At 40.7% G+C, this 26,787-nt stretch carries 24 protein-coding genes and 2 tRNA genes; 19 read left to right on the top strand and 7 right to left on the bottom strand.

The window, feature by feature from the left end:
• Positions 1–4: 4 nt before the first annotated feature.
• Positions 5–76 (bottom strand) — tRNA-Thr (locus F8S12_RS07820).
• A 360-nt stretch (positions 77–436) separates the two neighbouring features.
• On the opposite strand from F8S12_RS07820, the gene argF reads away from it, so the two are divergent.
• The 7 genes from argF (at position 437) to F8S12_RS07785 (ending at position 9,249) form a co-directional block, all read left to right on the top strand.
• Entirely contained in the window at positions 437–1,357 is a 921-nt protein-coding gene (gene argF, locus F8S12_RS07815; protein WP_196515747.1) for an ornithine carbamoyltransferase, read from the top strand.
• 261 nt (positions 1,358–1,618) lie between these two features.
• Positions 1,619–2,224, top strand: a complete 606-nt coding sequence (gene lexA, locus F8S12_RS07810; protein WP_196515746.1) for a transcriptional repressor LexA — start codon at positions 1,619–1,621, stop codon at positions 2,222–2,224.
• Positions 2,225–2,321: 97 nt separating this feature from the next.
• Positions 2,322–3,836, top strand: coding sequence for a DNA phosphorothioation system restriction enzyme (locus tag F8S12_RS07805; protein ID WP_196515745.1), 1,515 nt, complete (start codon positions 2,322–2,324; stop codon positions 3,834–3,836).
• Positions 3,837–4,161: 325 nt separating this feature from the next.
• Positions 4,162–4,335, top strand: a complete 174-nt coding sequence (locus tag F8S12_RS07800) for a hypothetical protein (RefSeq protein ID WP_196515744.1) — start codon at positions 4,162–4,164, stop codon at positions 4,333–4,335.
• A complete protein-coding gene (locus tag F8S12_RS07795) occupies positions 4,332–6,404 on the top strand; it encodes an AAA family ATPase (protein ID WP_196515743.1) in 2,073 nt (690 codons plus the stop codon). Before F8S12_RS07800 ends, F8S12_RS07795 begins: the two co-directional genes overlap by 4 nt.
• Positions 6,405–6,602: 198 nt before the next feature.
• Complete coding sequence (locus F8S12_RS07790; protein WP_196515742.1) at positions 6,603–8,519, top strand: DUF3370 family protein; 1,917 nt, start codon at positions 6,603–6,605, stop codon at positions 8,517–8,519.
• A gap of 268 nt (positions 8,520–8,787) precedes the next feature.
• A complete protein-coding gene (locus F8S12_RS07785) occupies positions 8,788–9,249 on the top strand; it encodes a DNA phosphorothioation-associated protein 4 (protein ID WP_196515741.1) in 462 nt (153 codons plus the stop codon).
• Positions 9,250–9,278: 29 nt separating this feature from the next.
• Here the strand turns inward: F8S12_RS07785 and F8S12_RS07780 are convergent, their stop codons facing one another.
• Entirely contained in the window at positions 9,279–10,469 is a 1,191-nt protein-coding gene (locus tag F8S12_RS07780; protein WP_196515740.1) for a DNA sulfur modification protein DndB, read from the bottom strand.
• A gap of 105 nt (positions 10,470–10,574) precedes the next feature.
• Positions 10,575–12,176 (bottom strand): DGQHR domain-containing protein, encoded by a 1,602-nt coding sequence (locus F8S12_RS07775; RefSeq protein ID WP_196515739.1) that lies wholly within the window; start codon positions 12,174–12,176, stop codon positions 10,575–10,577.
• Between the two features lie 172 nt (positions 12,177–12,348).
• Between F8S12_RS07775 and dndC the strand changes: the two genes are divergently transcribed.
• From dndC to F8S12_RS07715, 12 genes are all read left to right on the top strand, one after another.
• Positions 12,349–13,965 (top strand): DNA phosphorothioation system sulfurtransferase DndC, encoded by a 1,617-nt coding sequence (gene dndC / locus F8S12_RS07770; RefSeq protein WP_196515738.1) that lies wholly within the window; start codon positions 12,349–12,351, stop codon positions 13,963–13,965.
• A gap of 75 nt (positions 13,966–14,040) precedes the next feature.
• A complete protein-coding gene (locus F8S12_RS07765; RefSeq protein WP_196515737.1) occupies positions 14,041–14,661 on the top strand; it encodes a Uma2 family endonuclease in 621 nt (206 codons plus the stop codon).
• A 193-nt stretch (positions 14,662–14,854) separates the two neighbouring features.
• On the top strand, positions 14,855–16,843 hold the full coding sequence (gene dndD, locus F8S12_RS07760) for a DNA sulfur modification protein DndD (protein ID WP_196515736.1): 1,989 nt from the start codon (positions 14,855–14,857) through the stop codon (positions 16,841–16,843).
• A 62-nt stretch (positions 16,844–16,905) separates the two neighbouring features.
• Positions 16,906–17,160: a hypothetical protein gene (locus F8S12_RS07755; protein ID WP_230967870.1), complete on the top strand. Its 255-nt coding sequence runs from the start codon at positions 16,906–16,908 to the stop codon at positions 17,158–17,160.
• Positions 17,157–17,504 (top strand): type II toxin-antitoxin system PemK/MazF family toxin, encoded by a 348-nt coding sequence (locus tag F8S12_RS07750; protein WP_196515735.1) that lies wholly within the window; start codon positions 17,157–17,159, stop codon positions 17,502–17,504. The genes F8S12_RS07755 and F8S12_RS07750 overlap by 4 nt, the downstream gene beginning before the upstream one ends.
• Positions 17,505–17,534: 30 nt before the next feature.
• The gene (gene dndE, locus F8S12_RS07745) at positions 17,535–17,921 is read left to right on the top strand and encodes a DNA sulfur modification protein DndE (protein ID WP_196515734.1); all 387 of its coding nucleotides are present in this window, start codon (positions 17,535–17,537) and stop codon (positions 17,919–17,921) included.
• Between the two features lie 42 nt (positions 17,922–17,963).
• Positions 17,964–19,421 (top strand): DNA phosphorothioation-associated putative methyltransferase, encoded by a 1,458-nt coding sequence (locus tag F8S12_RS07740; RefSeq protein WP_196515733.1) that lies wholly within the window; start codon positions 17,964–17,966, stop codon positions 19,419–19,421.
• A gap of 170 nt (positions 19,422–19,591) precedes the next feature.
• A complete protein-coding gene (locus F8S12_RS07735; protein WP_196515732.1) occupies positions 19,592–21,106 on the top strand; it encodes an AmpG family muropeptide MFS transporter in 1,515 nt (504 codons plus the stop codon).
• Entirely contained in the window at positions 21,091–21,498 is a 408-nt protein-coding gene (locus F8S12_RS07730; protein ID WP_196515731.1) for an ABC transporter permease, read from the top strand. Before F8S12_RS07735 ends, F8S12_RS07730 begins: the two co-directional genes overlap by 16 nt.
• Before the next feature lie 149 nt (positions 21,499–21,647).
• Positions 21,648–21,836 carry a hypothetical protein gene (locus tag F8S12_RS07725; protein ID WP_196515730.1) on the top strand — a complete coding sequence of 63 codons (189 nt, stop codon included), beginning with the start codon at positions 21,648–21,650 and terminating at the stop codon, positions 21,834–21,836.
• 271 nt (positions 21,837–22,107) lie between these two features.
• Positions 22,108–22,617, top strand: a complete 510-nt coding sequence (locus F8S12_RS07720) for a GNAT family N-acetyltransferase (RefSeq protein WP_196515729.1) — start codon at positions 22,108–22,110, stop codon at positions 22,615–22,617.
• A 175-nt stretch (positions 22,618–22,792) separates the two neighbouring features.
• The gene (locus F8S12_RS07715) at positions 22,793–23,551 is read left to right on the top strand and encodes a HEAT repeat domain-containing protein (RefSeq protein WP_196515728.1); all 759 of its coding nucleotides are present in this window, start codon (positions 22,793–22,795) and stop codon (positions 23,549–23,551) included.
• A 98-nt stretch (positions 23,552–23,649) separates the two neighbouring features.
• On the opposite strand, the gene F8S12_RS07710 is transcribed toward F8S12_RS07715, so the two are convergent.
• From F8S12_RS07710 to F8S12_RS07695, 4 genes are all read right to left on the bottom strand, one after another.
• Positions 23,650–24,057 (bottom strand): phosphomannose isomerase type II C-terminal cupin domain, encoded by a 408-nt coding sequence (locus tag F8S12_RS07710; RefSeq protein ID WP_196515727.1) that lies wholly within the window; start codon positions 24,055–24,057, stop codon positions 23,650–23,652.
• Positions 24,058–24,285: 228 nt separating this feature from the next.
• Positions 24,286–25,614 (bottom strand): PQQ-dependent sugar dehydrogenase, encoded by a 1,329-nt coding sequence (locus F8S12_RS07705; protein WP_196515726.1) that lies wholly within the window; start codon positions 25,612–25,614, stop codon positions 24,286–24,288.
• Between the two features lie 132 nt (positions 25,615–25,746).
• A tRNA-Lys gene (locus F8S12_RS07700) sits at positions 25,747–25,818 on the bottom strand.
• A gap of 61 nt (positions 25,819–25,879) precedes the next feature.
• Positions 25,880–26,749 (bottom strand): aldose epimerase family protein, encoded by an 870-nt coding sequence (locus F8S12_RS07695; RefSeq protein ID WP_196515725.1) that lies wholly within the window; start codon positions 26,747–26,749, stop codon positions 25,880–25,882.
• Positions 26,750–26,787 lie beyond the last annotated feature (38 nt).

Here is a 26,787-nt window from a genome sequence, read left to right as displayed (position 1 = left end):
TTAAGGCCAGCAGCTGGATTTGAACCTGCGACCTTCCGATTACAAGTCGGATGCACTACCACTGTGCTATGCTGGCAATTTTGCTGCTTAATCTCAATTAGCAACCACAAGTTATTATTGTACCATAATCAATTTATTTGTCTAGTTGTAATTGCTAAAAAATATGTCTCTTCAGAAAAAAGGCTAGAAAACTAGAGATTTTGGCAACATCGCTGCTTTTTTGCCCCTAGATGGTTTAATTGGCATTGCAACTGTGATTAATCAAAAAAATCAGTAATTCCGCTCACTGATAAAGTTGATAACTTAGTATTGGCAAAAGCTAACTCAAATCCTCGGTTGGGCGCAAAAATATCTGGTACAGTTCTAAAACTGTATTTTCTTGACACGGCTGAATAAAGGAGCAGAAATATATAATTATTTTTTACAGATTATAAGCATGGCAGCGTTGATCGGACGAGATTTATTAAGTCTAGCGGACTTCAGTCCAACGGAAGTTCAAGAACTTCTAGAATTGGCAACTCAACTTAAATCACAACAGCTGAAGTTACAGTGTAATAAAGTTTTGGGGTTGTTGTTCTCCAAAGCTTCAACTCGCACGCGGGTAAGTTTTACTGTGGCGATGTACCACCTGGGTGGACAGGTAATCGATCTCAACCCCAATGTCACTCAAGTGAGTCGCGGAGAACCTTTGCAGGATACAGCGCGGGTGTTAGATCGATATCTGGATGTTTTGGCAATTCGCACTTTTGCACAGCAGGATTTGGAAACTTTTGCTCACTATGCCAAGATTCCGGTAATTAATGCGCTTACCGATGCAGAACACCCCTGTCAGGTATTAGCTGATTTGCTGACGATTCAAGAAGGCTTCGGCACTCTAGCTGGGTTAACTTTAACTTACGTAGGTGATGGGAATAATGTGGCTAATTCTCTGATGTTGGGCTGTGCTTTGGTGGGGATGAATGTCAGAATTGCCACCCCTAGCGGATATGAGCCAGATTCTAGGATTGTAGAACAAGCAAGAGCGATCGCTAATAACAAAACTGAAGTTCTCCTGACTCATGATCCAGAATTAGCAGCTAAGGGAGCTGCTGTACTTTACACTGATGTTTGGGCGAGTATGGGGCAAGAAGCAGAAGCAGATAACCGAATGCCAATTTTCCAGCCTTACCAAATTTCGGAGCAGCTTTTGAGCCTTGCTGATCCAGAGGCAATTGTTTTACACTGCTTACCAGCCCATCGTGGTGAAGAAATTACTGAGGCAGTGATTGAAGGTTCTCAATCACGAGTTTGGGAACAGGCCGAAAATCGCTTACACGCCCAAAAAGCTTTGCTTGCGAGTGTCTTAGGGGCAGAATGAAAGAAGTTATTCAATTTTGGATTTTAGATTTTAGATTTTGGATTGAAAGAAAAATCTAAAATTGGCAGAGTTAAGAGTCAGAATGGCAAGTGTGTGGCTGGCTCTTGACTACTTAATTTGTGAAAAATCCAAAATAAATTGGTAAAAGAAAAGAGAATATTCTTTCTTTTGCTTTTTATATTTTTACTTTTCTCTTGTTATGGGGAGTTTTTTGTAGTACTAATGTTCTAGAGACATTTATAATTACTTCCCGCTTTCTTTATGGAACGTCTAACAGAAGCTCAACAAGAACTTTACGAATGGTTAACAGAATACATCAGATCGCACCAGCATTCGCCTTCAATTCGGCAAATGATGCAAGCGATGAACTTGAAGTCACCAGCACCAATCCAAAGTCGCTTGGAACATTTACGCACCAAAGGATATATAGAATGGACTGAAGGTCAAGCGCGAACGATTCGGATTTTGCATGCTGTGAAGCAAGGTGTACCAATTTTGGGAACGATCGCTGCTGGTGGTTTAATAGAACCATTTACTGATGCTGTAGATCATTTAGACTTTTCTAATTTCTCATTACCTGCCCAAACTTATGCTTTGCGGGTAGCTGGCGATAGCATGATTGAAGATTTAATTGCTGATGGCGATGTAGTATTCCTGCATCCAGTAGCAGAACCAAATCATTTGAAAAATGGCACTATTGTCGCCGCTAGAGTTGATGGATTCGGTACCACATTAAAACGTTTTTATCGCCAAGGCGATCGCGTTACCCTCAAACCAGCAAATCCTAAGTACAATCCTATTGAAGTAGCCGCCATCAATGTGCAGGTGCAAGGTTCTCTCATCGGTGTTTGGCGCGGTTACAACTGAGTAATAAGAAAGTGATGAGTTATGAGTGATGAGTTCTAAATTACTAACTCCCAACTCCTAACTCCTAACTCCCAACTCCTAACTCCTAACTCCCACTATGTACCTGACGCCAAATCCAGTTCATAAACTGCCCGCTTTCCGCAAAAGTGACCACGGGGATAATCTCCGTGGCGCATTTCGGTTGAAATTACCAATTGCAAGGGAAAGTAAGGGCAGTTATTACACTCCGCAACCATTACCAGGATGCCCAAGAATGCCTCCATCTCTGCAATTGCGGCAATATCAGCGACAAGCGATCGCTAGCTGGTTTACTAATAATGGCAGAGGAACGCTGAAAATGGCTACTGGTAGTGGTAAAACCATTACCGCATTAGCGATCGCTTGTGAATTATATCAGCAGATTAATTTACAAGTGTTGTTGGTGGTGTGTCCTTACCGCCATCTCGTCACCCAATGGGCGCGAGAATGTGAAAAATTTAATTTGCAACCCATTTTAGCTTTCGAGAATTTACGCACTTGGCAAAGTCAACTTTCGACGCAAATTTATAATCTGCGTTCTGGTTCTCAACGTTTTGTCACGGTGATTACTACAAACTCGACTTTAATTGGAGATGGGTTTCAGTCTCAACTTAAATATTTTCCTGCCAAAACTTTAATTATTGGGGATGAAGCGCATAATTTAGGCGCACCTAAGTTAGAAGAAAGTTTACCGCGTAGTGTTGGGTTGAGACTGGCTTTATCTGCCACACCGGAGAGGTATTTTGATGATTTTGGTACGCAATCTCTATTTGATTATTTTGGCCCAGTTCTCCAGCCAGAGTTTACTTTGAGAGATGCGATCGCTCAAGGTGCTTTGGTACATTATCTGTATTATCCTGTGTTAGTGGAGTTAACTGAAGCAGAAAGCATTGCCTATTTAAAGTTAACTAAAAGAATTGGGCGATGTCTACTATATCGAGATCGAGATAATGGCGGAAACTTTGAAGACAATGAAGATTTAAAGCCGTTGTTGATGCAAAGAGCAAGATTAATTGGTGCGGCGGAAAATAAATTAACTGCTTTGCATGAATTAATGGCAACTCGCCGCGAAACTACTCACACACTTTTTTATTGTAGTGATGGTTCTCAAGAAGCGGGACAACGTTCATCCCTACGCCAACTTAAAGCTGTTGCTAAAATTCTGGGAGTGGATTTAGGGTATAAGGTAAGCACCTATACAGCCCAAACATCTTTACAAGAAAGAGAAATATTACGTCGTCAATTTGAAAGCGGTGAATTACAAGGTTTAGTGGCAATTCGTTGTTTAGATGAAGGTGTCGATATTCCGGCAATTCAAACTGCGGTGATTTTATCAAGTTCTGGTAATCCCCGCCAATTCATTCAACGACGGGGGCGAGTTTTGCGTCCTCATCCAGCTAAGGAACGCGCCACTATATTTGACATGATTGTTTTGCCACCAGATTTAGATAGAGAAACTATAGAAGTTGAACGCAATCTGTTGAAAAAGGAATTGCGTCGCTTTGTGGAGTTTGCTGATTTGGCTGATAATGCGGGCGTTGCCAGAATGAAATTACTAGATTTACAAAAGCGATATGGTTTATTAGATATTTGATGAATCAGAGAATAGTTGTATTTTTTTTGTAAAATTTTTCGAGTTTTGAAAAAAGAAGCATTAAGTATGAAATAATAAAATTATGAGTTTGATCATAATGGAATATAAGCTGCGTTAAAAATTTCACTTACATCCCATTATGATCAAGATGCTTTATTAATAATAACAGAAAGCCATTAAATAATAAAGCATTTTTCAAAGAAAACTATAAATTTGAAAAAATGGTTTTTGCAAAATTAAAGATAACGCTAACAGTAGCTTTACAGAGGTAGATATGGCACTAGAGAAAGTTAAACTATAGAAAAAGTATATTTAAAAATCCAATATGTCACAAGAGGCGAATATCGATGATGTGCAGGAGCCAATAAGCAGCGCTCCACCGGAAGTTCGGCAAATTATTGAGCGGGTATGGAAGCTGGAAAAAGGCAGGCTAGATAAAAAAATTAACAGTCATATAAATGATCATATTTTGGACATTATTAAGGAAGAGGTGCGATGAAGCTAACTTCAATCAAGCTCTGCAACTTTCGCTCCTTTTATGGTAAGACACCAGAGATGATTCTGGCTGGTGGAGATGTTCACAACACAACAATTATTCATGGCAATAATGGCTCTGGAAAAACCAGCTTGCTGAATGCCTTTACATGGGTATTGTATGATAAATTTAGTGCAGCATTTGCATCGATAGAGCAGTTAGTTAATAAGCGTGCGATCGCAGAAACTCAAAAAGGTCAAGCTATAGAATGTTGGGTAGAAATTGGCTGGGAACATGAAGGTAAACGTTATCGAGTTAAACGCACCTGTCGGGGTTATAAAAACGAAAGTGATTTTGACGCTGGCAAAACTCAATTAACCATGTGGGTTGGTGGAGACGATGGCAAATGGAATTTACCAACTCAGCCAGCAGACGAAATCATTAATCAAATTTTACCCGCTACTTTACATCAATATTTTTTCTTTGACGGCGAACGAATTGAAGAAATAGTTCGTTCTGATAAAAAAGCTGAAATTGCCGAAGCTACAAAAATTTTCTTGGGTGTGGAAGTAATCAATCGTTCTATCAGACATTTGGGAGATGCTAAAAAAGCTTTAGAAAATGATTTAAAAGCTATTGGTGATTCCCAAATTAAAGAACTCTTACGACAGCAAGAAAAGATAGAGCGGGAACGGGAACGCATCACCAAACGGCAAACAGAAATTAAAGAAGAGTTAGAATATCAAAAAACTTTTAAAAAAGAGACAAGTAATCGTTTACGAGAACTTAGTGCTGCTAAGGAATTGCAAGAAAGATGGCAGCATTTAGAATCGCAGAAAGCGGCAAATCAAGAAGAATATAAAAAAAACAAGGAAGCGCTGAAAAAAGTTATTTCCGCGCGGGGTTATACCGTTTTACTGTCAGAAACTACATCCCAGTTTCGCGGAATTATCAATGATTTGAAGCAGCGAGGCGAGTTAACATCAGGAATTTCGCGGGAATTTGTCAATGATTTACTCAATTCTCAGCGCTGTATTTGTGGTGCAGAATTACACGAGGGTAATCATTCTCATACTCATGTGAGTACCTGGTTAAATAGGGCAGGTTCCTCGGCGGTGGAAGAAACTGCAATTCGCATGATAGCTCAAGTAGATGAAATTGATAAGCAAGCTATAGGATTTTGGGAAGAAGTTGATAGAGAACAAACTAGGATTAATCAATTAAGGCAAAGTATATCTCAAATTGAAGGCGATTTAGATAATATTCAAGAACGGTTGCGAAAAGATGCTAATGAAGAAATTAGCAGTTTGCAAAAACGGTTAGACGAAATTGAAAGTAAAATTGATGAATTGAATCGAGAACAGGGTGCAAATCAGCAGCAAATTGCTCAACTGACAACTGAAATTGAAGGTTTAAATAAACAAATTGCTAAACAAAAGCTGAATGAAGACAAGCAAACTTTAGCACAGCGACGGATTAACGCCGCTCAGGATGCAATCGAACGGTTAACAGAAGTTAAAAATCGTCAAGAACAACAATTTCGCCTGCAACTAGAAAAGCGAGTACAAGAGATATTCATGGAGATTTCTGTGACTCCGTACATTCCTAAAATTAGTGATAAATATGAACTGACATTAGTAGAAAATACTACAGGGATAGAAGCGCTAGTTGCAGCATCTACGGGGGAAAATCAAATTCTCAGTTTATCCTTTATTGCCAGCATTATTGACAAAGTGCGCGAATGGAGTGAGAAGCGGAAAATGATGATGATTCCCGATAGTAGCACTTTCCCAATTGTCATGGATTCGCCGTTTGGTAGTTTGGATGAAAGTTCGCGGCGACACATTGCTAAGACAATTCCCCAATTAGCGAATCAGTTGATAGTTTTAGTAACTAAGACTCAGTGGCGGGGTGAAGTAGAAGCAGAAATGACAGACAGAATCGGTAGAGAATATGTGCTTACGTATTATTCATCTAAGCCGGATTGCGAACAAGATTATATTGAATTGGGTGGGGAAAGGTATCCTTTGGTGAAACAAAGTCCGAACGAGTTTGAGTATACGGAAATTATGGAAGTTGAACGGGATGGGTAATTAAGCGTGTCAACAAAAAGCCAGGGCGAATGGAATTCGCAGCTACACAAACATGAGCTACACCTCCGTGGGCTAAGAGAAAATTAAGGTTTTGAACCCGCGCAGGCGGGTTTTGTCTCTGTAGACGCGGTTTATAACCGCCTTTATTAAGTTCTATACAAATTACAAATTACGAATTACGAATTACCAATTATTTTAATGCACCTCCGAAAATATACAGTTGTCGTCTTCCTCTTAACTCTATCAACCCCCAACCCCCTAGCCTTTTCTGACACCCAAAACTATTGGGCAAAAAATTGTGTCCAGCAACTAGGAGAGCGTAAACTTATTACAGGCTACCCTGATAGTAGTTTTCGCCCAGAAGCAATAGTGACACGCGCTGAAGCCGCAGTGTTGATGCTAAATGCTTTTCCTGATTCACCGGTAAAACGCGCTGCTACGACATTTAAAGATGTACCTAGTAATTATTGGGTAAATAAAGCAATTTCTACCGCTTACCAAAAAGGATTTTTTTCTGGTTATCCCGGTGGGATTTTCCAGCCTAACCAGCCAATTCCTCGCGCCCAAATCATTGGTGTCGTAGCTGGTGGGAAAAATTACAGCCCTGTATCCAACCCGACGCAGATATTACAACAATATTTTAACGACGCGGGACAAATTCCTAACTATGCCCAAAATGCGATATCTTCGATGGGCTTCGCCTACGCATCTGGGACTATTAATAGTATTGTCGTCAATTATCCCAATGTCAAACAGCTAAAACCATTGCAAAACGCTACTAGAGGCGAAGTTGCAGTTTTGATATGTCGGGCATTAAATATCTACACGGTTCCTCCACAATACATTGCTGGAATCGAAGTACATCCGCAAGAAGTACGCCCCTTACCAGGAAAACTCGATATTATTCCCACCTTTAACAGCAATAGTCCCGAACTGGTAACAACTGAAGGAATTTTACTATCAACTTTCCCCCCAGATGGGAAACAAGTACAGGAAGCACATTTAAATTATCTCTTTCAAGGCAGATTTGATATATTTGCTCATCATATCGTCAGGGCGGAAACACCAGCCCAAAGCCGCACTGTTTACCAAGGGATAATTGTACATAATCCAGGGAATGAACCTGTCACACTGCAAGTATTACAAGCAGCTAGTTACCTCACCAGAGAAGCGCCATTTATCGCTTTACCTGATATGGTGGAAAATCCCCAAGGTACAGTTTACTCTAGACCAGGCGATCGCACAATGAATGATGTGTTGCGGGGAGTTAGGCAAGGAATTTTCCCTGAAAAGCTGGTGATAAAACCAAAAGAAACTCAAATCTTAGCGAATTTACTCATTCCCGTACAGGCTCCTGCTTCTAACGGTCGCACTACGATGATGCGCTTGGCAAGTAGTAGCCCAGTTTATCTGGCAAATTTAGTCAAAAATAGTAATGTTTCACCCACTTTAGCCGAGTGGCAAAAGCTTCTGAATACAGGCAGTTTAGCAGGAAAGCGTGACCCCATTCCGACACCTCTCGACCCTCCCAGAGAACCAACAGTATTTAGTCGCGTCGCTGGTGTCTCCCAAGGAACGCAATGGCAAACACGGCTTACGGATAATCCCAACGTGTCTGAGTTAACGATACCCGAACCAGGAAAGGCGTTTTCTTATCCTTTGGGAACTGTACATTTAATTACTCTCAGCACTGGACAAATTCAAAGTGCAGCCATGTTAAAACGCTATCCTGATACGGCGTACTTTGCTCACAGTAACTATGGTGTTGAATACAATCTGACTTTACCCCTCAGAAATATTACTAATCAAACTCAGACGGTGAATGTATCAATCCAGACTCCTGTGAAGGATGAAGGGGGAACAGATAGATTGCTGTTTTTAAAGCCAGATGTAGAACAGATATTCTTTCGGGGAACGGTGCGGGTGCGTTACATCGATGATAATGGTGTGGAAAAGACGCGCTATGTGCATTTGGTACAGCGTCGGGGACAAATGGGTGAACCGTTGGTGACGCTGAAGATGTTGGGGGGTGGGAAGCGAGAAGTACAAGTGGAATTTTTGTATCCTCCAGATTCTAGGCCGCCGCAGGTTTTGACGGTGAGAACGGAGGGGTAAATGTCTCACGCAAAGGCGCAAAGACGCAAAGGTTTTTTAGTTACAGTTGAGAAAAAGAGAGGAATATTTGGAATGGGAAGAACGCCAAGAAATTAAATACCAATATGCTGAACCCACAGTGCCAGCATGGACTATGTTAGTGGATAATTTGTTTGTTTAAGCGATCACATCTATACTAGTATAAAATAATGCGGTAATAAGTGCGTAGGCGTAGCCCGCCGTAGGCATCGTTTTCGGTTAATATAGCAACAATGTATATATTAGAACAATGGCTGCAAACAGAATCAGGGTTGCTAAAGATAAGGCTGAGTTGGTGAAATCTCTAGTAGCATCAAAAGACACAACTGGGCCTTTTCAAACTTATGTAGAAGTTATGGTGTTTGCAGCAGCATTAGGCGTTAAAAATAAAAAGCGCATTCCTTTAGACATAATTTCTAAAGATTTATCCCCACTGCGACAAGATTATTTTACTAGCAGCTTCACTCTATTAATTAATTTGTTGGCTATCACCGAAACAGAAAACATTAAGGTTATAGGTGATGATAATGTAGCTGACGAGCAACGCATTCACATTTTTGAAGAGTATGCTAATGCTGGTTTAGAGATTATACAAAATGAACTGCGTGGAGCAGTAGACTATTCAGAGCGACTTTTATTGATTCTTAGTTATGAAAGAACGAATGCAGAGCAGCAAGATGAGGAATTTGATCTAAGCAAATTCCTATCTTGATTTTTAAGCAATGGTTAAAAGCAATAACTTTACATCCACCCCAGTGTAATTTTTACTGTTTTGACTGCATCTGTTACTGCACTAACAGTAGCAGATATTCTATATGGCTTGTCTGGATTTTTAGGTTGGGCATCTATTCTAATTACATTATCCTTCCAAAGTTGGTTTTCTCTTGACCAATCTAACTGTGCTAGTTGTGAAATTTTGTCTTCATTAAAATAATTGTTTTCTGGATCATATATATAGTGCAATAAACGCCCTAAAACTTCCAGCCCTACACTTATACCTAGAATACAATCTTCTTTAAATGTGCCTACTTGATCTGGTGTTAGTTCTTCAACAGTCGTATCAGCAATATACTCAGTGTTACTACATTCTGAGAAAAATCTATTAAGACAAATAACCAAAGCATCAGATGCTTGATAAACATCATAATCTCGAAGCTGATTACTTGGATCGTTCGTAAAAACACAACTTACAAACCTAGCTATAAAATTAGTTGTGTAAATCAGCTTTTGTTTGGTTGCAGGACTTGATTTAATCTTCTCCGTTTTACCCTGAAACATTGGCACTCGTTTTATTAATTCTTTAGTGATACCAACTCGACCAGAGAACTCACCAAATGATAATAACAATGATTTATCTAGTTGTTTTGTTTGAGCCATGTCTCTGAAATCTGCCTGACACTGTTGAAAATCACCCTCTAAAACTAGAGTAATTGCAAAATCATCATCACTAATTAAGTGGCTTTCAGTACTTTCTATTAATTCATGAATTGCACGTTTACGATGTTGTCCATCAGTTATATCCAACTTGACTCCACGACGAATAACAACTAGACAAATACCCCTAGCCAGTTCAAGAATTGTTATGTCTTTTGGAGCTACATTAGCAGTCAGAGTTCCTATAATCCAAGGTTTTGCTTTTCGAGAACGGTCAACAATATATTTTTTAATTTCATCAGCATGACCTTTAACCTCTGGACGATTTTTACCAGAATCAGGATCATTCCCAGTGGATGGTTTCGCTTGGAGAAGACCAGAAAAGTCACTCGCAGGTACATTAATTTGCAGCATTGTCCGCTTTCCCTGCTGAAAAATCAGCCCCGGATAGCAGCGATCACGATGATATTGTGAGAAAAATGGCTCAATAAAGGAGCTAAACTGAGCTTTCATCTGAGGAGAAATACTATTATTATCATCTTCAATTAGTTGAGTCATATAAATACCTAATATAAATTAGTAGATGTTAGCAAACATGATATACAACCCTTATGGACTGTAGCATCGGTAAAAACCACACTGAAAAATCTATACTTAACTTTGCTAATTCAGGATATGTGGAAGTCCTACAGCTTTTGGATCAACAAACTTGCCATCAAAACCTATAGTTTTATCTTCCACAGTCCTAGCATCCGCCAAAGCCTTACGAAGTTCAGCACGTTCCATCTGTTCCTGAATTCCACCCAGGATATATAGCAATAATTTCGCCGCTAAATCTCGTCCAGCAACCTGCACCCGCTTTTTATTTGGGTCATACAAAACCCCATACCAGAGAGATTGAGGATATTCCATACCACTAAAACCACCTTGCTGGTCAAACTTCCGCAGTTTCTTAAAAATATCTGCCAGGGAGAAACCTTTTTTAAAAACCAAAATTCCGATAGCTTGCGCTAATGCAACTTGAGCAACTGGACGGAAAAGCATATTTCCTTCACCTCCATCCTTCTCAAAGCTGAAGCGCCGTAAAGCTGGTGTACCCTCGTGTTCTAAAATTTTATAACTGGAAAGACTAGCCAAAGAATCAAATAACTTTCTAAATTCCTCAATTCCCTGCTCAAGTTCTTCATCCTCTGGACGCATTGGAATTAGACCTTTCTCCAAGGGTTTCCAATGAGGGAACTTTTGAGCCAAATATCGCTCAGACATATCTTGCAGAGCTTGCAAAGTCGTCAAAACTGTAGAATTGGAAGCCACTGTTGCACTATTCCAATTAACACGAGGATTCCGCTCTTGTCGTTGTTCTAATAGTGGATGTGTAACTGCAATTTTTCTCGCAACGATCGCAAAACCATCATCTTCATTTAACTGTGTTAACTGCCCTTTAGTCAAGGGTGCAGCCATCAGGTTGACATGAACAAAAATCGATCTCACTCTCCGCCTTGCCTGGGTGCGAGTTTCCCCAGCCGCTACCGCACAGATGAACTCAATACCAATTTTTTCCTTGGGTAAATTTTGCAAGTAAGCAAGGTCTACTTGATACTTTTCTATCAAATCATTGACTGTAATAAAACTGTCATCAGCACCTTTATCTTTTTTATAGCGCTGGAGTTTACGAGTTTTAATTAACTCCATCAACCCCTGTACACCCATTAATCGGTGTTGACCATCTAACGCATAAATAGTTACATCATCTTCAGAAATATTTAGCAGACCTACTTTAGCGTCTTTATCTAGGGGGATGAAATCAGTAGTAGATTTTGTGGCGCATCCTTCACTATCCCACTCAGCAGCTTTGGGATTATCCACCCACGGTTGATTAATTACTACTAACACTGGCGGAAATTTATGATTTTGTCGAGCCGCTAAATATTGCACTAGAGGTGCTTGACGTGACCAATCAAGAGGACGCTGCTGAATTTCATCAATACTATCCGCGTCAATCTCGACATTATCAGTTTCAGGATTATACTTTTTTTGAAACAGAGGTAAGCCAGAGGCGAAGTGAACCCGACCTGCAAACCATTCCAAGGTAACAGAACTAACATAAGCCTCCGTACCACCCATCTCGGTTTTCTGAACAAGAATCTGATCTTTTCTCCCTACAAACTTCTCTAGGAGTAAAGCTAGTACCTGTTTTTCCTTGTTTTCTCGTTCCAGGTACTCTCTAGCAATGTCAGCCGTTGGGTCAGATGCACTATCTTTCATGTTAAATTTTAAAAACAGAATAGGATTATGTCGTTTAATTATCCAAAAATTTGGATATTAGTAGTAAAGTTTTTAAAAACTTTTTTTCAACCCAGGTCGGCGGGTTTTGTCTATGTAGACGTGAATTCTATTTGCCCAGATATTACGCCAGTGTTTCCAGAGAGAAGGAGAAATGACTACAGCACAACAACCAGAAAAAATAGTTCAGCAAACACGTACTGTAGCAGAGTTAGTGGACTATATCCAAGTTCTCAACACTGAAATTCAAGAATTGTATTGTTTAGATGAGATACCTTGGGTTTTAGGCGTGTCTTGGGGAAAAGATTCTAGTACAGTATTGCAGCTTGTATGGAATGCGATCGCTGCTCTTTCTCCAGAAAAAAGAACTAAAACTATATATGTAATTACAACCGATACTCAGGTGGAAAATCCTGTAGTGTCTGCTTGGGTTCACAAATCCATGCAGAATCTCAAGGTAGCTGCTAAGAAACAGGGGATGCCAATTGATCCACATCTACTACAACCAGTAATTGAAGATACATTTTGGGTAAATCTTATTGGTAAAGGATATCCAGCACCTCGTAACCAGTTTCGCTGGTGTACACCACGCTTAAAAATTAATCCTGCTAATCAATTCATCCGTGAAATAGTTAGAGCTAACGGTGAAACAATTCTTGTATTGGGTACTCGCAAAGCAGAAAGCGCCAAACGTGCTGCCACAATGAAAAAGCATCAAGTCGATCGAGTACGCGATCGCCTAAGTCCTAATGCCAGCCTACCCAACTCCCTAATCTATACCCCTATAGAAGATTGGAGTAATAACGATGTCTGGATATACCTTAATCAATGTGATAATCCTTGGGGACAAAGCAATAAAGAATTATTTGCTATGTATCGAGGTGCTACAGCCGATAATGAATGTCCTCTAGTTGTTGATACTTCTACTCCTAGTTGTGGTGATTCCCGATTTGGCTGCTGGGTTTGCACACTAGTGAATAAGGATAAATCAATGGAAGCGATGATCCAAAATGATGAAGAAAAAGAATGGATGCAGCCTCTATTAGATATTCGTAATGAACTAGATATTCAAGATGACCGAGACAAGAGAGACTTTAGAAGAATTTGGGGAGAAGTTCAGCTTTTTGAGCGAAATAAAAACGGGGAAATCTCCATTGAACCAATACCTGGCCCCTATACCAAATATTGGCGGGAACATTGGCTGAGACGATTATTAGAAGCGCAAACAAAAACCCGTCGGACAGCGCCAGAAAATATGCGCGATATCACCCTAATTACTTTAGAAGAAATGAGCGAAATCCGCCGCATTTGGCTAGAAGAAAAACACGAATTTGATGATAGCTTACCCCGGATTTATCAAGAAGTGACAGGTGAAGAATTTCAAGACCCCCGTCCTGGTGCTGACTATAGCCTACTAGGCCGTGATGAATGGATAGTATTAGAAGAAATCTGTGAAGGTGACGCGATGCACTTGGAACTCATGGCGAAATTGTTAGACACAGAACGCCAGTATCGCAAAAAGACTCGTCGCGTGGGAATATACGAAACTTTAGAAAAATGTTTTAATACGAGTTCTCGTTCTCCAGAAGATGCGATTAAAAATGCTCGTTTGAAACGCGAATTAAGCGAAGCAGTTAGTCAAGGTGACGTTGCAAAAGTCAAGCAGATGACTTTAGGCGATGTTGCAGCAATCAATGAAGTAGATGAAGCTGAAAGCGATGAGCAGGTAGCTTGGGCAAGTATGAAATTTAAAAAGGAAAACTCAGAATAATAGAAGAAGTGAGTCAACCAAACTACTTAAAGAACGCTTGACAAAGTTGGGTTATCTTAAAATAAGCGAGGTTCTATGATTCAAGCCACACACAAATTAGTAACTTTTGAAGATTTTGCAGCTTGGCGGCCTGAGGGTGGAAGATACGAATTACATGATGGTGTGATTGTTGAAATGGCACAACCAGTGGGAGATCATGAGGATGTTGTTGGTTTTTTGGCACTAGAAATATCGGTTGATATCAAGCGTTTAAATTTACCTTATTACATTCCAAAAACTGTATTAGTCAAGCCCTTTGAAGGTGAATCAGCTTATTCACCAGATATCTTAATAATCAATCGACCAAATTTAGTGAATGAGCCTTTATGGAAAAGGGAATCAACTGTATCTCAAGCTGCATCTATTCCCTTAGTTATTGAAGTTGTTAGTACTAATTGGCGGGATGATTACTACAAAAAATTAGCTGATTATGAAGCTATAGGTATTCCCGAATATTGGATTATAGATTATGCGGCTTATGGTGCTAGGAAGTTTATTGGCAATCCTAAACTGCCTACTATATCTATTTATCAATTAATTGATGGTGAGTACCAAGTTACTCAATTTAAAGGCGATACCCATATTGTCTCGCCTACTTTCCCAGAATTTAATTTAACCGCCGAACAGATTTTTCAAGCTGGAGGTGTGCAAATCTAGCCACGCTTACCAACACCGAGACAGATGCGATCGCATTTCTTAACAGTTAGTGATGGTATTATCTATATTTCATAGACAATATTTTTTCTCAATGCGTCAGACAAAACCATCTAATTAATTTTATCTGATCCCTTTCATCACAAACTTTCTGCTTCTGCGATCGCTGTCGAACTCATGTTAATCTTAAAAATCAATGATATTTCTTGAACTCGTTCTACAAAACTTTGGCCCCTACAGTGGAAAACAGGTAATCAACCTTAACCCAAAAATTGATGAGGAAACCTCACGCCCAATTATCTTATTAGGTGGGATGAATGGCGGCGGAAAAACTACCCTTATGGATGCCATTCGTCTCGCCCTTTATGGCGCTCGCGCCCAATGTTCTACCCGTGGTAATTTAAGTTATAGTGATTTTCTCAATCAATGTGTTAACAATAAAATTGATCCAGTTGCAGACACCCGGATTGAGTTGCTTTTTGAACATATTGAAAACGATAAACCAATAAAATACCGTGTTGTCCGTAGTTGGGTAAAAAATCCTAAAGATGGCAAAGATACATTAGGTATTTTAGGCGACAGTGATACCTGGCCTGATGCTTTAGTTAATATCTGGGATGAATATATTGAAAATCTTTTGCCTTTAGGAATTTCTAACTTATTTCTCTTTGATGGTGAACAAGTTAAAGAACTTGCAGAACAGGAAACACCACCACCAGTTGTAGTAGATGCAATTCGTGGACTTTTAGGGTTAGAGTTAGCAGATCGTTTAGCAGTTGATTTAGATATTTTAGTTAACCGTAAACTTAAAGAAGTTGGTAATAGTAAGGACTTAGCAAATATAGAGGAAATTGAAGCTAGGTTAACCCAACAGCAAGAAGATTATCAAACAACAGGAGACAAAGTAGAAATTCTCAAAAATCAGGTAGAAGAGTTAGAACAAAAGCAGCAAGAAGCCTTTGATAAATTTATTTCTGAAGGTGGGAAGATTGCAGCTGAACGCAATCAACTAGAATTACAACAGCATACAAAAATTGCGGAAATTGAACAAGTGCGTCAGTCAATGTCTGAATTGGCGGCTGATGTTTTACCTCTGGCATTAATTCCTAATTTGCTTAATCAGACGCAGACACAGGGGGAAAAGGAATTTCGCCATCAACAAGTACAAATTTCTAAAGATTTGTTAATTGAACGAGATCAGCGTTTACTCACTTGGCTAAATCAAGTAGAAATTTCTCCGATAGAAATTGAGAAAATTCAATCATTTTTAATCCAAGATGTAGATAGTTTATATGCAAAGACTATCCAGATAGAAGCACTTTGGCTATTAGCTGATGATGAAACTTTAAGTCAGCTAGATAATCTCATCTATCACTTACAAAATTCTCAACTTTCTGCCAAAGAGAAATTAGCTATTCTCAAAAATAAAGAAGAAGAAATTCATACTCTAGAAAGACAGGTGCAAACAGCAGCAGCACCAGAAGATTATACAAAGCTGCGTCAAGCACTAGAAGCAGCACAAAATCAAGTTGTTGAAGCTAAAGCAAATTACGAAACAATCCGCCGCCGTTTAGCTGAGTTAGAAACTATTATTGCCAAATCAAAAAAGGAATTAAGTGATTATACTGTAGAAAATATTAAACATAAAAATAGTGAACATATTATTAACTCTGCGGCTAAAGTTCAAAACACACTCAAGATTTTTCGTGAAAAATTAACTCTGCGAAAACTCAATAAATTAGAAGAAGAAGTTAAAAATTGCTTCCTTTATCTTCTCCATAAATCAGACTTAGTGCATCGCATCACTATTGATACTAAGACTTTCAGCCTTTTGCTTTACGATTTAAATGGTAAACCTGTGCCTAAACATCGCCTCTCGGCTGGCGAAAAACAATTACTTGCGATCGCCTTCCTCTGGGGTTTAGCCAAAGTCTCTGGACACCGCCTACCAGTAGCCATCGACACGCCACTCGGTAGACTAGACTCCTCTCACCGCAGTAACTTAGTTGAGCGTTATTTCCCATCCGCCAGTCATCAAGTAATTTTGCTTTCTACGGATACGGAGATTGGAAAGAAAGAAGTAGAAACACTGCGAGAAAACGAAGCGATCGCTCGTGAATACCTCCTAAAATACGATTCCTCCACCCGCCAAACGACAGTGCTAGAAAATCAATATTTTTGGTAGTAGATATTGTCTAAAAAAGATATTTACAATATATATAACAACCTTTGTAAAGTAGATAAGCAATGATGAACTCACCACATTTACTAAAAATAGAGCGTGATCTACGTGCTTTGTCATTAGAAGAACTAGAATGGCTCTTAGAACTTATGACAAAACAAGTGCAAGAAAAAAAGCAAATATCAAATAACTTTACTGATGTTAAATATATGAAGGGACAACTAGCTGCAATGGCTAGTGATTTAGATATACAGGCAGAAATTTCCTCGATCAATCATGAATTTGGTGTAACAGAAATGGATAGTTTAGAAAAGTTGTGAGTATTGAGAGAGGGGAAATTTATTTTATCAATCTTAATCCAGTGCAAGGACGAGAACAGGCAGGTACACGACCAGTTTTAGTATTATCTATAAACACTATCAATGAATTACCTTTGGTTGTGACTGTAGTTGTAGGTACGAAAGGAACAAATATTAAGCGTGATTATCCAACTAATATACGAGTTTCTGCAAGTGACAGTGGATTGCTTATAGAAACAGTGTTTTTATGTTTTCAAATTCGTTCTTTAGATCCAAATCGTTTTCCTGCTGACGCAGTTGGCATAATTTCTGACTCCAAGATGCTTGAAGTTGAAACTGCTGTTCGCTACTGTTTGGGTTTATAAGCAAAAACTACTTCAATTTTTAGAAAGATTATGGAATCCCCAATCGAAAGAATTAAACTCTCCCAAACAGCCAAAGAACAACTTACCAAACTTAAGCGCAACACCAAAATCGACCAATGGAATATCTTATGCCGTTGGGCATTTTGTCGCTCCCTAGCAGAATCAACCGCACCTTCCCCCGTCCCAATTCCTCAGGATAGCAATGTCGAAATGACTTGGCGTGTCTTTGGTGGCGAAATGTCCGATATTCTCCTCCTCGCCCTTAAGCAACGCTGTCACAATGACGGTTATCCCACCGACAAAGAAACCCTCGCCACCCAATTCCGCTTACATTTGCATCGCGGTATTGGCTACTTAGCAGGTGATCCAAATATCAAGAAAATTGAAGATTTAATTGAACTGGCCATTAAACCTTGAAAGAATATTAGGTGCTGGGTGTCTTAATTACGAATTAGTATTATGCCTGAAGCGTTAGAAATCGAGCGTCACAGAGCTGCGATCGCTCGCACTGATTTATCTCGCCCTGTACGATTGGCAATAGAATGGGCAATCCTAAATCAAGACACCACTTTTTTTGACTACGGTTGCGGCTACGGTGGTGATGTGCAACGAGTAAGTAACTTAGGCTACACCAGTGCAGGCTGGGACCCTTACTACTATCCCGATGTACTACATACTGCCGCCGATGTAGTGAACTTGGGTTACATCCTCAACGTCATTGAAGATCCAGAAGAACGCCGTCAAAGCCTTATCCAAGCTTGGGAACTCACCCACAAAGTTTTAATTGTCGCTGCTCAAATACTGATTAACGCTCCCAGCAAAACCCAACTTGCTTACAACGATGGCATTGTGACGCGCCGCAACACTTTTCAAAAATATTACGAACAAGAAGAACTCAAAACTTATATTGATCAGGTGCTAAATGTAGATGCAGTCCCGGTGGCGTTAGGAGTCTACTTTGTTTTTCGAGATGACGCCCAAAAAGAAAGTTTCAAAGCTATCCGCTTCTTTTCCACCACTTCTACACCACGAGTCCGCATCCCCAGTAAGCGGTTTGAAGACTATCAAGAACAACTGCAACCACTCATGGCTTTTTTTACCAAGCGCGGTAGACTACCTGTAAAAGGCGAATTGGAAAATGAACAGGAATTACTGAGCGAATTTGGGAACTTTCGCCGCGCCTTTGGTGTAGTTTTGCAAGCTACCGATGAGGCTGAATGGGATGCGATCGCTTACCGTCGTTCTCTAGATATCCAAGTTTATCTCGCCTTGACCCATTTTGATCAACGCCCTGCATGGCACAAGCTAGCAGCCCAAATGCGTCACGACATCAAAGCCTTTTTTAGTAGCTACGAAGAAGCTTGTCAAGTAGCCGATCAAAAGCTTTTCAGCTTAGGCAAACCTGGGGTAATTAAAACTGCTTGCGAAAAAAGCAAAATTGGTAAACATACGCGCGGTGCCCTTTACGTCCATGTTTCGGCACTTGCTGCACTTGATCCCTTGCTGCGAATTTGTGAAGGTTGCGCTAGCCGTACCATTGGGCGTGTAGATGAAGCCACATTAATCAAATATCACACTGATAAACCGCAAATATCCTATCTGTGTTACCCTGACTTCGACAATGATCCCCACCCAGCGTTAAAAGCTAGTATAAATATTGACTTAAAAACCTTAGTCGTCACTCACCGAGACTATGCAAATAGGGAAAATCCGCCAATTTTGCACCGTAAGGAAACATTTATTACCAGCACATACCCACGCTACGAAGAATTTGTTAAACTCACCCAACAAGAAGACCAATTAGGATTGCTCAAGCACAAAAGCGACATCGGAACTCGTGAAGGTTGGGAAAAATGCCTTGCCGTACACGAGGTAGAAATCAGAGGGCATCAGGTTTATCCAATTCAAGAAAGTTAAGGAACTGCGTACTAGTAATCTGTCAAGTTTAATCGGAAAGACCCGATAAATCGCTGTCACGACGAAAGATTGATTATTGTAGAGACGGCGATTTATCGCGTCTCTTGCCTTAACCGAACCCATTAGACTACAAACCCTCAAAGTACAAGGTGAGAAGGAATGTTTAAACGATGAGAGAAGTTCAAGCACTGCGGCACGCTGTTCAAAGTCGTAAGATGGGTGCTTTGTTATTGCTAGGTTTTGCATCTGGGTTGCCGTTGTTCTTAACTAGTAGAACGTTGCAGGTTTGGATGCAAGATGCCAAAGTTGATATCGGGAAAATAACTTTATTTGGTCTGCTGGCTTTGCCCTATTCCCTGAAATTCTTATGGGCACCTTTATTAGATAGATTTATACCACCAATTCTGGGAGGACGGCGGGGTTGGCTAGTATTGACACAACTGGGTTTAACATTAGCGATCGCACTTCTGGCATTACAACAGCCTGCCCAAAATGACCAAGTACTGCAAGTACTCGCAATCAACTGTCTAATCATCACTTTTTTGAGTGCCACCCAGGACATTGCCGGTGATGCCTACCGCACTGACATTTTAAACCCAATAGAATCCAAAACAGGTGCATCAGTTTGGGTTCTAGGGTATCGCCTAGCGCTATTTATTACTAGTTCCTTAGCTTTGGTTTTAGCAGATCACATCCCTTGGAATGGTGTTTACTTACTCATGGCAGCTTTAATGGCAGGGAGTATAATCACAACCTTATGGGCACCACAGGAACTAAAGGTACGCGACAACATCCAAAAAGCTCCGCCCCTATCTTTTAAAGATGTCATTTTTCTGCTATTTATAACTATGTTGGTAGTTGGATTAATCGGAGGTGTATTTGTCGGCTTTATCTCCCTACCTGTATTTTATTGGCTATTAGCAACTTTGATATTAGCCTGGATAGTCACATCTTTATTATTACCGACAGAGTTATTAGGTGAGGTAAGAGAAAATAGTCCGCCCCAAAATTTACAAGAAGCAATTTTTCTGCCATTCAAGGAATTTTTTCATCGATTTGGGCTGACTCAAGCTAGTGTCATCCTAGTTTTTATCGTCCTGTATAAGCTAGGTGATTCCTTGGTGGGAATCACGGCGAATCTATTTCTGCGGGAAATCAGCTTTACCAAAACTGAGATTGGGACAATTCAAGCCGGAATGGGTTTTCTAGCGACAACAGTCGGCGTATTAGCTGGTGGCGTCATTATGACTAGAATCAACCTCAATCGAAGCTTATGGATATTTGGCATACTGCAATTATTCAGTAACTTGGGTTATTATGCGTTAGCGGTTGCTGGCAAAGATTATTCGCTTTTAGTGTTGGCAGTGAACATCGAAAACTTCAGTGCTGGATTAGTCACAGTTGCTACAGTGGCATTTTTAATGAACCTTTGTAACCACCGCTTTACAACTACTCAGTTCGCTTTATTCTCTAGCTTAATGGCTATTAGTAGAGATGTTCTTTCCGCTCCTGCCGGAGATTGGGCTAAGGCCACAGGCTGGCCTTCATTTTTCTTGCTAACCCTAGTAGCAGCCTTACCTGGATTGCTACTTTTACCCTTAGTTGCCCCCTGGAACCCTCAGCCAGTGGCATTATCTAGACCAGGACTTGAGGACGAAGAAGAGGATATATGGGGAATCAAGTAGTAATCGCTGTCGGCACATTCATCCTCTTACTCACCGGTTTATTACTTGGCTATGTTCTCTCGCAGTTAGTTTTGGGATTTCTAGCATTTAACCTACTAACTTTTTTCGGAACACTCAGCCTAATTTTAATTTTTGGTACACTTTATTACGTTTTATTTTGGCAATTACGGAGAGAGCAGTCCCGACCATCAACTATAGATGAAGGGATACCAAGCCAGGTAGACGAAGGTCTATCTGACAGCTATCTCAAAGAAAAGCTAATCGAGAAGTTATCTGGTGATACTGCTGCTGCCGAACTGTTAATTAAACAGGCAAAGGAGACTTCTCCTGGTAAGGCGGAGAATTGGTATTACGAGAAAGTGCTTAAGGACTTGGAGCGCGATCGCCAATAAATTCTGCGGAAGCAGGGGGAGTGGGGAGTAGGGAGAATTTTTCCAATGCCCCATTCCCATACCTAGAAAATCGCTAAAATCAATCAAGAATACTTCACAAATATTCAGCTAAGTTCTCATAAAAGTTCCTAGATATTTACAATCTAAATATGGCTATATTTCGTCAGTACATCGCTCCGCTTCTTGCGGTATTGGTATTTCTCTTTGCCCTAGTGGCAGTCAGCGCCCGTATCTTTTTACCTTCCGATATGGCAGCACCCGCACCAATTCAAGAGGTAGAAGTGAGTTATCAACCTACTGCAACTGATCTACCACCAGCAGCACAGAGTAATTCGTAATTCGTAATTAACGCGGTGTGCAACTTTCTCTCAAACCTAACCCCCAGCCCCTTCCCTACAAGGGAAGGGGAGCAAGACTTAAAGCCTCTCCCCGCTTCGGGGAGAGGTTTGGAGAGGGGTTTTAAGAATAAGTCGCACATCGCGCTAATTAGGATACACAGAATAAATGTTTGATACAAGAGGTTTCGAGTCCGTTACTCTGTGGGAGTCAAACAAGACATCCTTTTCCAGTTTGGTATAACTCAGCTAGCTAAATTAATAAACGTCAGAAGTGTCTGAGCAACTACTACCGGGATATATTATTCGTCGTGGCTCAACTTTGGATCGATCGCTGCTGCTTAAATTCATGCAGCAAACTTACCAGGATCTCTTTCCCAACGAGGATTTTTCTCACCTAGAGCAAACAGTTAAGCAATACTTTTCTAGCGATACACCTTTGTGGTGGGTAGAAGAAGAGAGGGAGCAGGGGAGTAATAAAGAATCTTTATTCTGTACCCCTCTACCCACCATTGCTTGTCTTTGGGTGGGTAATGCAATAGACCAAGTGCATGGTAATCGTCATGCTCACATCTTTATTCTCTACGTTGCGCCAGAACATCGGCGGCGAGGTATTGGTACAGCCTTGATGCGATATGTGGAAAATTGGGCGACTCAAAGAGGCGATCGCCAGATTGGACTGCAAGTTTTTCAATCAAACAAACCCGCATTAAATCTTTACGATCAATTAGGTTATCAAACCCAATCCCTGTGGATGGTAAAATTCCTAAATGCAGAAAAATAAACTAGAGGATAGGGGTAACATACTTTAGCATCTGAGTTATGGCAGTTCTCGTTTAGATAAAACTCAACGAGGAAGAAGGGAAAGTGGATAACAACGTAACTAATACTTATAAAGTTTTAACTTATTGGTGTAGGGGATTATTATGTTGATCCCGAAAAGCGATTGAAATGAAATTATGTATGACGAAGATGATCTAAGCCTACTCGATATTGAGGAGGAGCTAGAAAGCCCCTTAGATAAAATAGAGCCGCTAACTGCCGATTCAGTTGTGGCAAAGCCTGATCCAGAAGTGATGCTAGCCCTGCTAGAAAATCCCCAGCCCCAGCAACGAATGTTAGCGGCGCGTACTTTTTGTGATATGGAATATGCGCCTGCTACCCCCCATCTGATTCGCCTGTTAAGCGATACCTGTCCCTTAGTTCGGGTAAGTGCAGCCTATGGTGTAGGACGCAATCCTAGTTCAGAGGCAGTGAGTCCGTTAATTGCTCAACTAAACAATGATTGGAATGGCTACGTGCGTAAAGGTGTTGTTTGGGCTTTAGGAAACTGTCGCGATCGCCGTTCTTTAGCACCCCTAGCAAACGCCTTAAGAACTGACATTTCCGCAGTGCGTTTGTGGGCTGCTAGCGCCCTAGCACAGATGGCAGAAGTGGGTTATGAAGCAGTTATAGGGGCAATACCACCATTAATTGAAGCCTTAGTTCAAGATCCCGTAGCAGCAGTGAGGAGTAACAGTGCTTGGGCAATTGGTCAACTGTGCCGTGAACTACCTTCTAATGTAGTTTATGCCACTGCGATCGATGCCCTAATTCAAGCCTTTGCTGAAGACCAAGATTTAGGAGTACGGGAAGACGCTAAAGCCTCACTTTTAGGAGTAGGTGATCCCCGTGGCTTGCAGCTGATTGAAACCTTGGAACAAGAAGGGTGGTTTTGATTGGGCAATTCAATTTTGGATTTTGGATTTTGGATTTTAGATTGAAATTTAATCCAAAATCCAAAATCTAAAATCTAAAATTCTTACTCCCCACTCCCTCACTCCGTTTCAGCTACAGACTTGACCAAATTTAGCTCATAGGGACGTTCCGTATCATCTTCTCCCAAGTACTCACCATTTTGAATTTCCAAAATAATTAGCGGAATATGTCCAGGATTTTCTACCTTATGTAATGTTGCTGCGGGAACATAAGTTGATTCGTTTCGATTCAATAATACTTCCTGTTCTCCACAAGTCACCTTTGCTACACCGGAAACTACAACCCAATGTTCATTGCGGTGATAATGGACTTGTGGTTTAATGCCGTGCCTGGGCTTGATTTCAACACGACTAATTCTATAGGTTTCTCCCTCTTCAATCACCTCCACTTCACCCCAGTATCGTGTACCCGAATGTGCAGAAGATACATTGATATTTGACTGAGTATTATTTTCATTCTGAGTCATAACTAATTTTTCAACCCAATGATTATTAATATTTCTAAAAATTTACTGTAAATAGAATGAATCTGGATAACGGAGATGCACTCACAAAATCTCTATGGATAACAACTGCTTTAACTTTACCCCAGGTAACAAATTCTATCCCTAAATTTTTAAATTTTGAGCAGAGCAGGAGACGTTTATCTTAGTTCCAAACAAGTCTAAGTAGAGGCTTGGGTGATTTTGAACTGTTTACTCCCCTGTATACTGAATCCGATAAATCCGATTATTGGCTTCTTCTGTTACTAAAAGACTACCATCTGGTAACACAAGTAAACCTACAGGTCTTCCCCAAGTGGTTGGTACAGTTGGATTTAGTAAAAATCCTGTGAGAAAGTCTTCGTAGTATCCAAGCGATCGCCCTTTACCATCGAAGGGAACAAATACAATTTTATAACCAGTGGCGCGATCGCGATTCCAAGAACCACGAAAAGCAGCAAAAGCACCGTTACGGTATTTTTCTGGAAACGTTTTCCCATCATAAAACTGCAAACCCAATGCTGCTGAATGCGCCTGAAACAGCACATCTGGCCTTTGGGTACGGGCTACTAAGTCGGGGCGTTTACTTTTCCCATCCGTCGTTTGGCGCGGGTCAAGGTTGCTCGGTGTCAGATAAGCATAAGGCCACCCGTAGAATTTCCCCTGTTGAACACGTGTGAGATAGTCTGGAACCAAGTCATCACCGATTCCATCCCGTTCGTTGACAGTAGCGTAAAGTTCCTTAGTTACAGGATGAAAATCTAAACCAACAGGGTTACGCAAGCCAGAAGCAAAAGTCTGCTGCTTGGAACCATCCAAATCCATCACCTGTACCGAAGCCCGTGGTAGGGGTTCCTCGTCAACGTTGCTTCCTGAACCAACTGAAACATATAATTTATTGCCATCGGGCGAGACAACAACATTCCGCGTCCAATGGTTGTTATAACCTTGAGCGGGCAATTCGGCGATTTTTTTCCCCTTATCTGTAATCTGATTTTGACCTTTAGTATAAGGAAAACGCATCACAGCATCTGTGTTCCCCAGAAAAAAAGAATTACCTGCAAAAGCCATACCAAAGGGTCTATTGAGTCCGTTGCCCCTACTAGCAAAGGTTTCTTTAACATCGGCTATATTATCGCCGTTGCTGTCACGCAACAGACGAATGCGGTTTTGCCCAGTTTCAGTTACTAATACATCACCACTAGGAGTTAAAGCTAGCCAGCGTGGGGCATCTAGACCTTCGGCAAAGACATTAACTGTAAAGCCTGATGGTACGCGCAAGACCGGGTTTTGTGGAATGGACACAACATCAGGTCGCTTAGAAGCACTTTCTGTTGCGAAGGGTGCTGGTAAATTCTTTAGATTGATTCGGATGGGTGTGGGTGAAAGTGCTTCAGTGCGGACAATATTTTTTGCCTGTGTGGGATTCTGTGCCAATTGGGCAGAAGGTATGGAATTATCTGAAAAGGCGCGAGTCTGGTTACAGGCTGCTGCCAAGGTCAGTAAAAAAACTGGCAGCAAGAAACGCGCATATACTTTCATGGCGGTAGACACTATACACAATTTTACTAATTGTAGACTTGGAACTTAATAATTGTCGCCAGTCTAAAGTTCAATTTTTTGTTAGCCAAGCTACTAATCTAAGTTGCGGTTGATCAAATACAAAAGTCTATATGGGTCGCCCGGGATTCGAACCCGGAACTAATCGGTTAAAAGCCGAGTACTCTACCGTTGAGTTAGCGACCCTTTCGTTGTTTTTTGCAACTTTGCCATCATAGCACAGGCATCTGTAGATTTGTAAAGCATTTTAGAAAAAATCTGCCCTTAATCTTACAGATGCCGAGTAACTAGCTCCTGGTTCTAACACAGTCAGATTTTCACCAGTGTTGAGGGAGTTGCGGGTGGCGCTCCAAGGCTCTAGGCAGTAGAATTCTTTGCCCTTGACCGTCCAAAATACCAGGTAGGTAGAAAAATCATCATATTCTAAGTGAAGCTCTAACTTGCGGCTGTTATCGATTACACTAGCAGACCGACTAGTTAGCTGTCCAAAGACAAAATCAATTTCATCTTGGCTAAAGTCAAAATTGCCGTCAAAGGAGTGAATTTCCTTGGTTTTATTGTCCTGATATTGCCTAGATGGAATGTTAACCTTTAACTGAGTTTTATCACCACACGAAAAATAGGGATGGAAACCAGCCGAAAACGGCATTGGTGTTGATGACAAGTTTTCATACTTCTGACGAACTTCTAAGGTATTTCCTTGGAGTTCGTAAGTGAAAGCCAGCCGAAAATCAAAAGGATAAACTGCCTTTGTTTGCTCATTGCTATTTAGAACAACAGTCAGACTAGCTTTATCTTCAGTCTTTGACTCAGTTGCTTCCCAAGGCAACTCACGGGCAAAGCCGTGTTGTTTGAGCGTATACTGTTGCCCATTGTAGGTGTAAATATTATCCGGTAAGTTACCGCAAATAGGAAACAAAATCGGATTCCCACCTCTAACGCTCAAATCAGGATGAGTAAAGCGTTCAGTGTCTAAGTAGAAAATTTCCTGTCCTTGTATGCGCCAACGGGTAATGATCCCACCACGTTCTGGCACAACTTCCAGTTGAGAACTAGCGGTTTCATCTGAAAGAATGTAGGTTTTGTATTGTTGCTGTTGAACTGCAATGGTAAACACAAATTTAGTCCTAATGGGGAGTGGGGAGTGGGGAGTGG

The organism is Nostoc sp. WHI (assembly GCF_015714725.1).
Lineage (GTDB): Bacteria > Cyanobacteriota > Cyanobacteriia > Cyanobacteriales > Nostocaceae > Nostoc.
Note: the sequence above shows the minus strand (reverse complement) of the source record. Positions and strands in the feature narration are given on the sequence as shown.

Coding starts and splice junctions, on each gene's coding strand:
- argF (WP_196515747.1), top strand. CDS start 437: ATGGCAGCGTTGATCGGACGAGATTTATTAAGTCTAGCGGACTTCAGT.
- lexA (WP_196515746.1), top strand. CDS start 1,619: ATGGAACGTCTAACAGAAGCTCAACAAGAACTTTACGAATGGTTAACA.
- F8S12_RS07805 (WP_196515745.1), top strand. CDS start 2,322: ATGTACCTGACGCCAAATCCAGTTCATAAACTGCCCGCTTTCCGCAAA.
- F8S12_RS07800 (WP_196515744.1), top strand. CDS start 4,162: ATGTCACAAGAGGCGAATATCGATGATGTGCAGGAGCCAATAAGCAGC.
- F8S12_RS07795 (WP_196515743.1), top strand. CDS start 4,332: ATGAAGCTAACTTCAATCAAGCTCTGCAACTTTCGCTCCTTTTATGGT.
- F8S12_RS07790 (WP_196515742.1), top strand. CDS start 6,603: ATGCACCTCCGAAAATATACAGTTGTCGTCTTCCTCTTAACTCTATCA.
- F8S12_RS07785 (WP_196515741.1), top strand. CDS start 8,788: ATGGCTGCAAACAGAATCAGGGTTGCTAAAGATAAGGCTGAGTTGGTG.
- F8S12_RS07780 (WP_196515740.1), bottom strand. CDS start 10,469: ATGACTCAACTAATTGAAGATGATAATAATAGTATTTCTCCTCAGATG.
- F8S12_RS07775 (WP_196515739.1), bottom strand. CDS start 12,176: ATGAAAGATAGTGCATCTGACCCAACGGCTGACATTGCTAGAGAGTAC.
- dndC (WP_196515738.1), top strand. CDS start 12,349: ATGACTACAGCACAACAACCAGAAAAAATAGTTCAGCAAACACGTACT.
- F8S12_RS07765 (WP_196515737.1), top strand. CDS start 14,041: ATGATTCAAGCCACACACAAATTAGTAACTTTTGAAGATTTTGCAGCT.
- dndD (WP_196515736.1), top strand. CDS start 14,855: ATGATATTTCTTGAACTCGTTCTACAAAACTTTGGCCCCTACAGTGGA.
- F8S12_RS07755 (WP_230967870.1), top strand. CDS start 16,906: ATGATGAACTCACCACATTTACTAAAAATAGAGCGTGATCTACGTGCT.
- dndE (WP_196515734.1), top strand. CDS start 17,535: ATGGAATCCCCAATCGAAAGAATTAAACTCTCCCAAACAGCCAAAGAA.
- F8S12_RS07740 (WP_196515733.1), top strand. CDS start 17,964: ATGCCTGAAGCGTTAGAAATCGAGCGTCACAGAGCTGCGATCGCTCGC.
- F8S12_RS07735 (WP_196515732.1), top strand. CDS start 19,592: ATGAGAGAAGTTCAAGCACTGCGGCACGCTGTTCAAAGTCGTAAGATG.
- F8S12_RS07730 (WP_196515731.1), top strand. CDS start 21,091: ATGGGGAATCAAGTAGTAATCGCTGTCGGCACATTCATCCTCTTACTC.
- F8S12_RS07725 (WP_196515730.1), top strand. CDS start 21,648: ATGGCTATATTTCGTCAGTACATCGCTCCGCTTCTTGCGGTATTGGTA.
- F8S12_RS07715 (WP_196515728.1), top strand. CDS start 22,793: ATGTATGACGAAGATGATCTAAGCCTACTCGATATTGAGGAGGAGCTA.
- F8S12_RS07710 (WP_196515727.1), bottom strand. CDS start 24,057: ATGACTCAGAATGAAAATAATACTCAGTCAAATATCAATGTATCTTCT.
- F8S12_RS07705 (WP_196515726.1), bottom strand. CDS start 25,614: ATGAAAGTATATGCGCGTTTCTTGCTGCCAGTTTTTTTACTGACCTTG.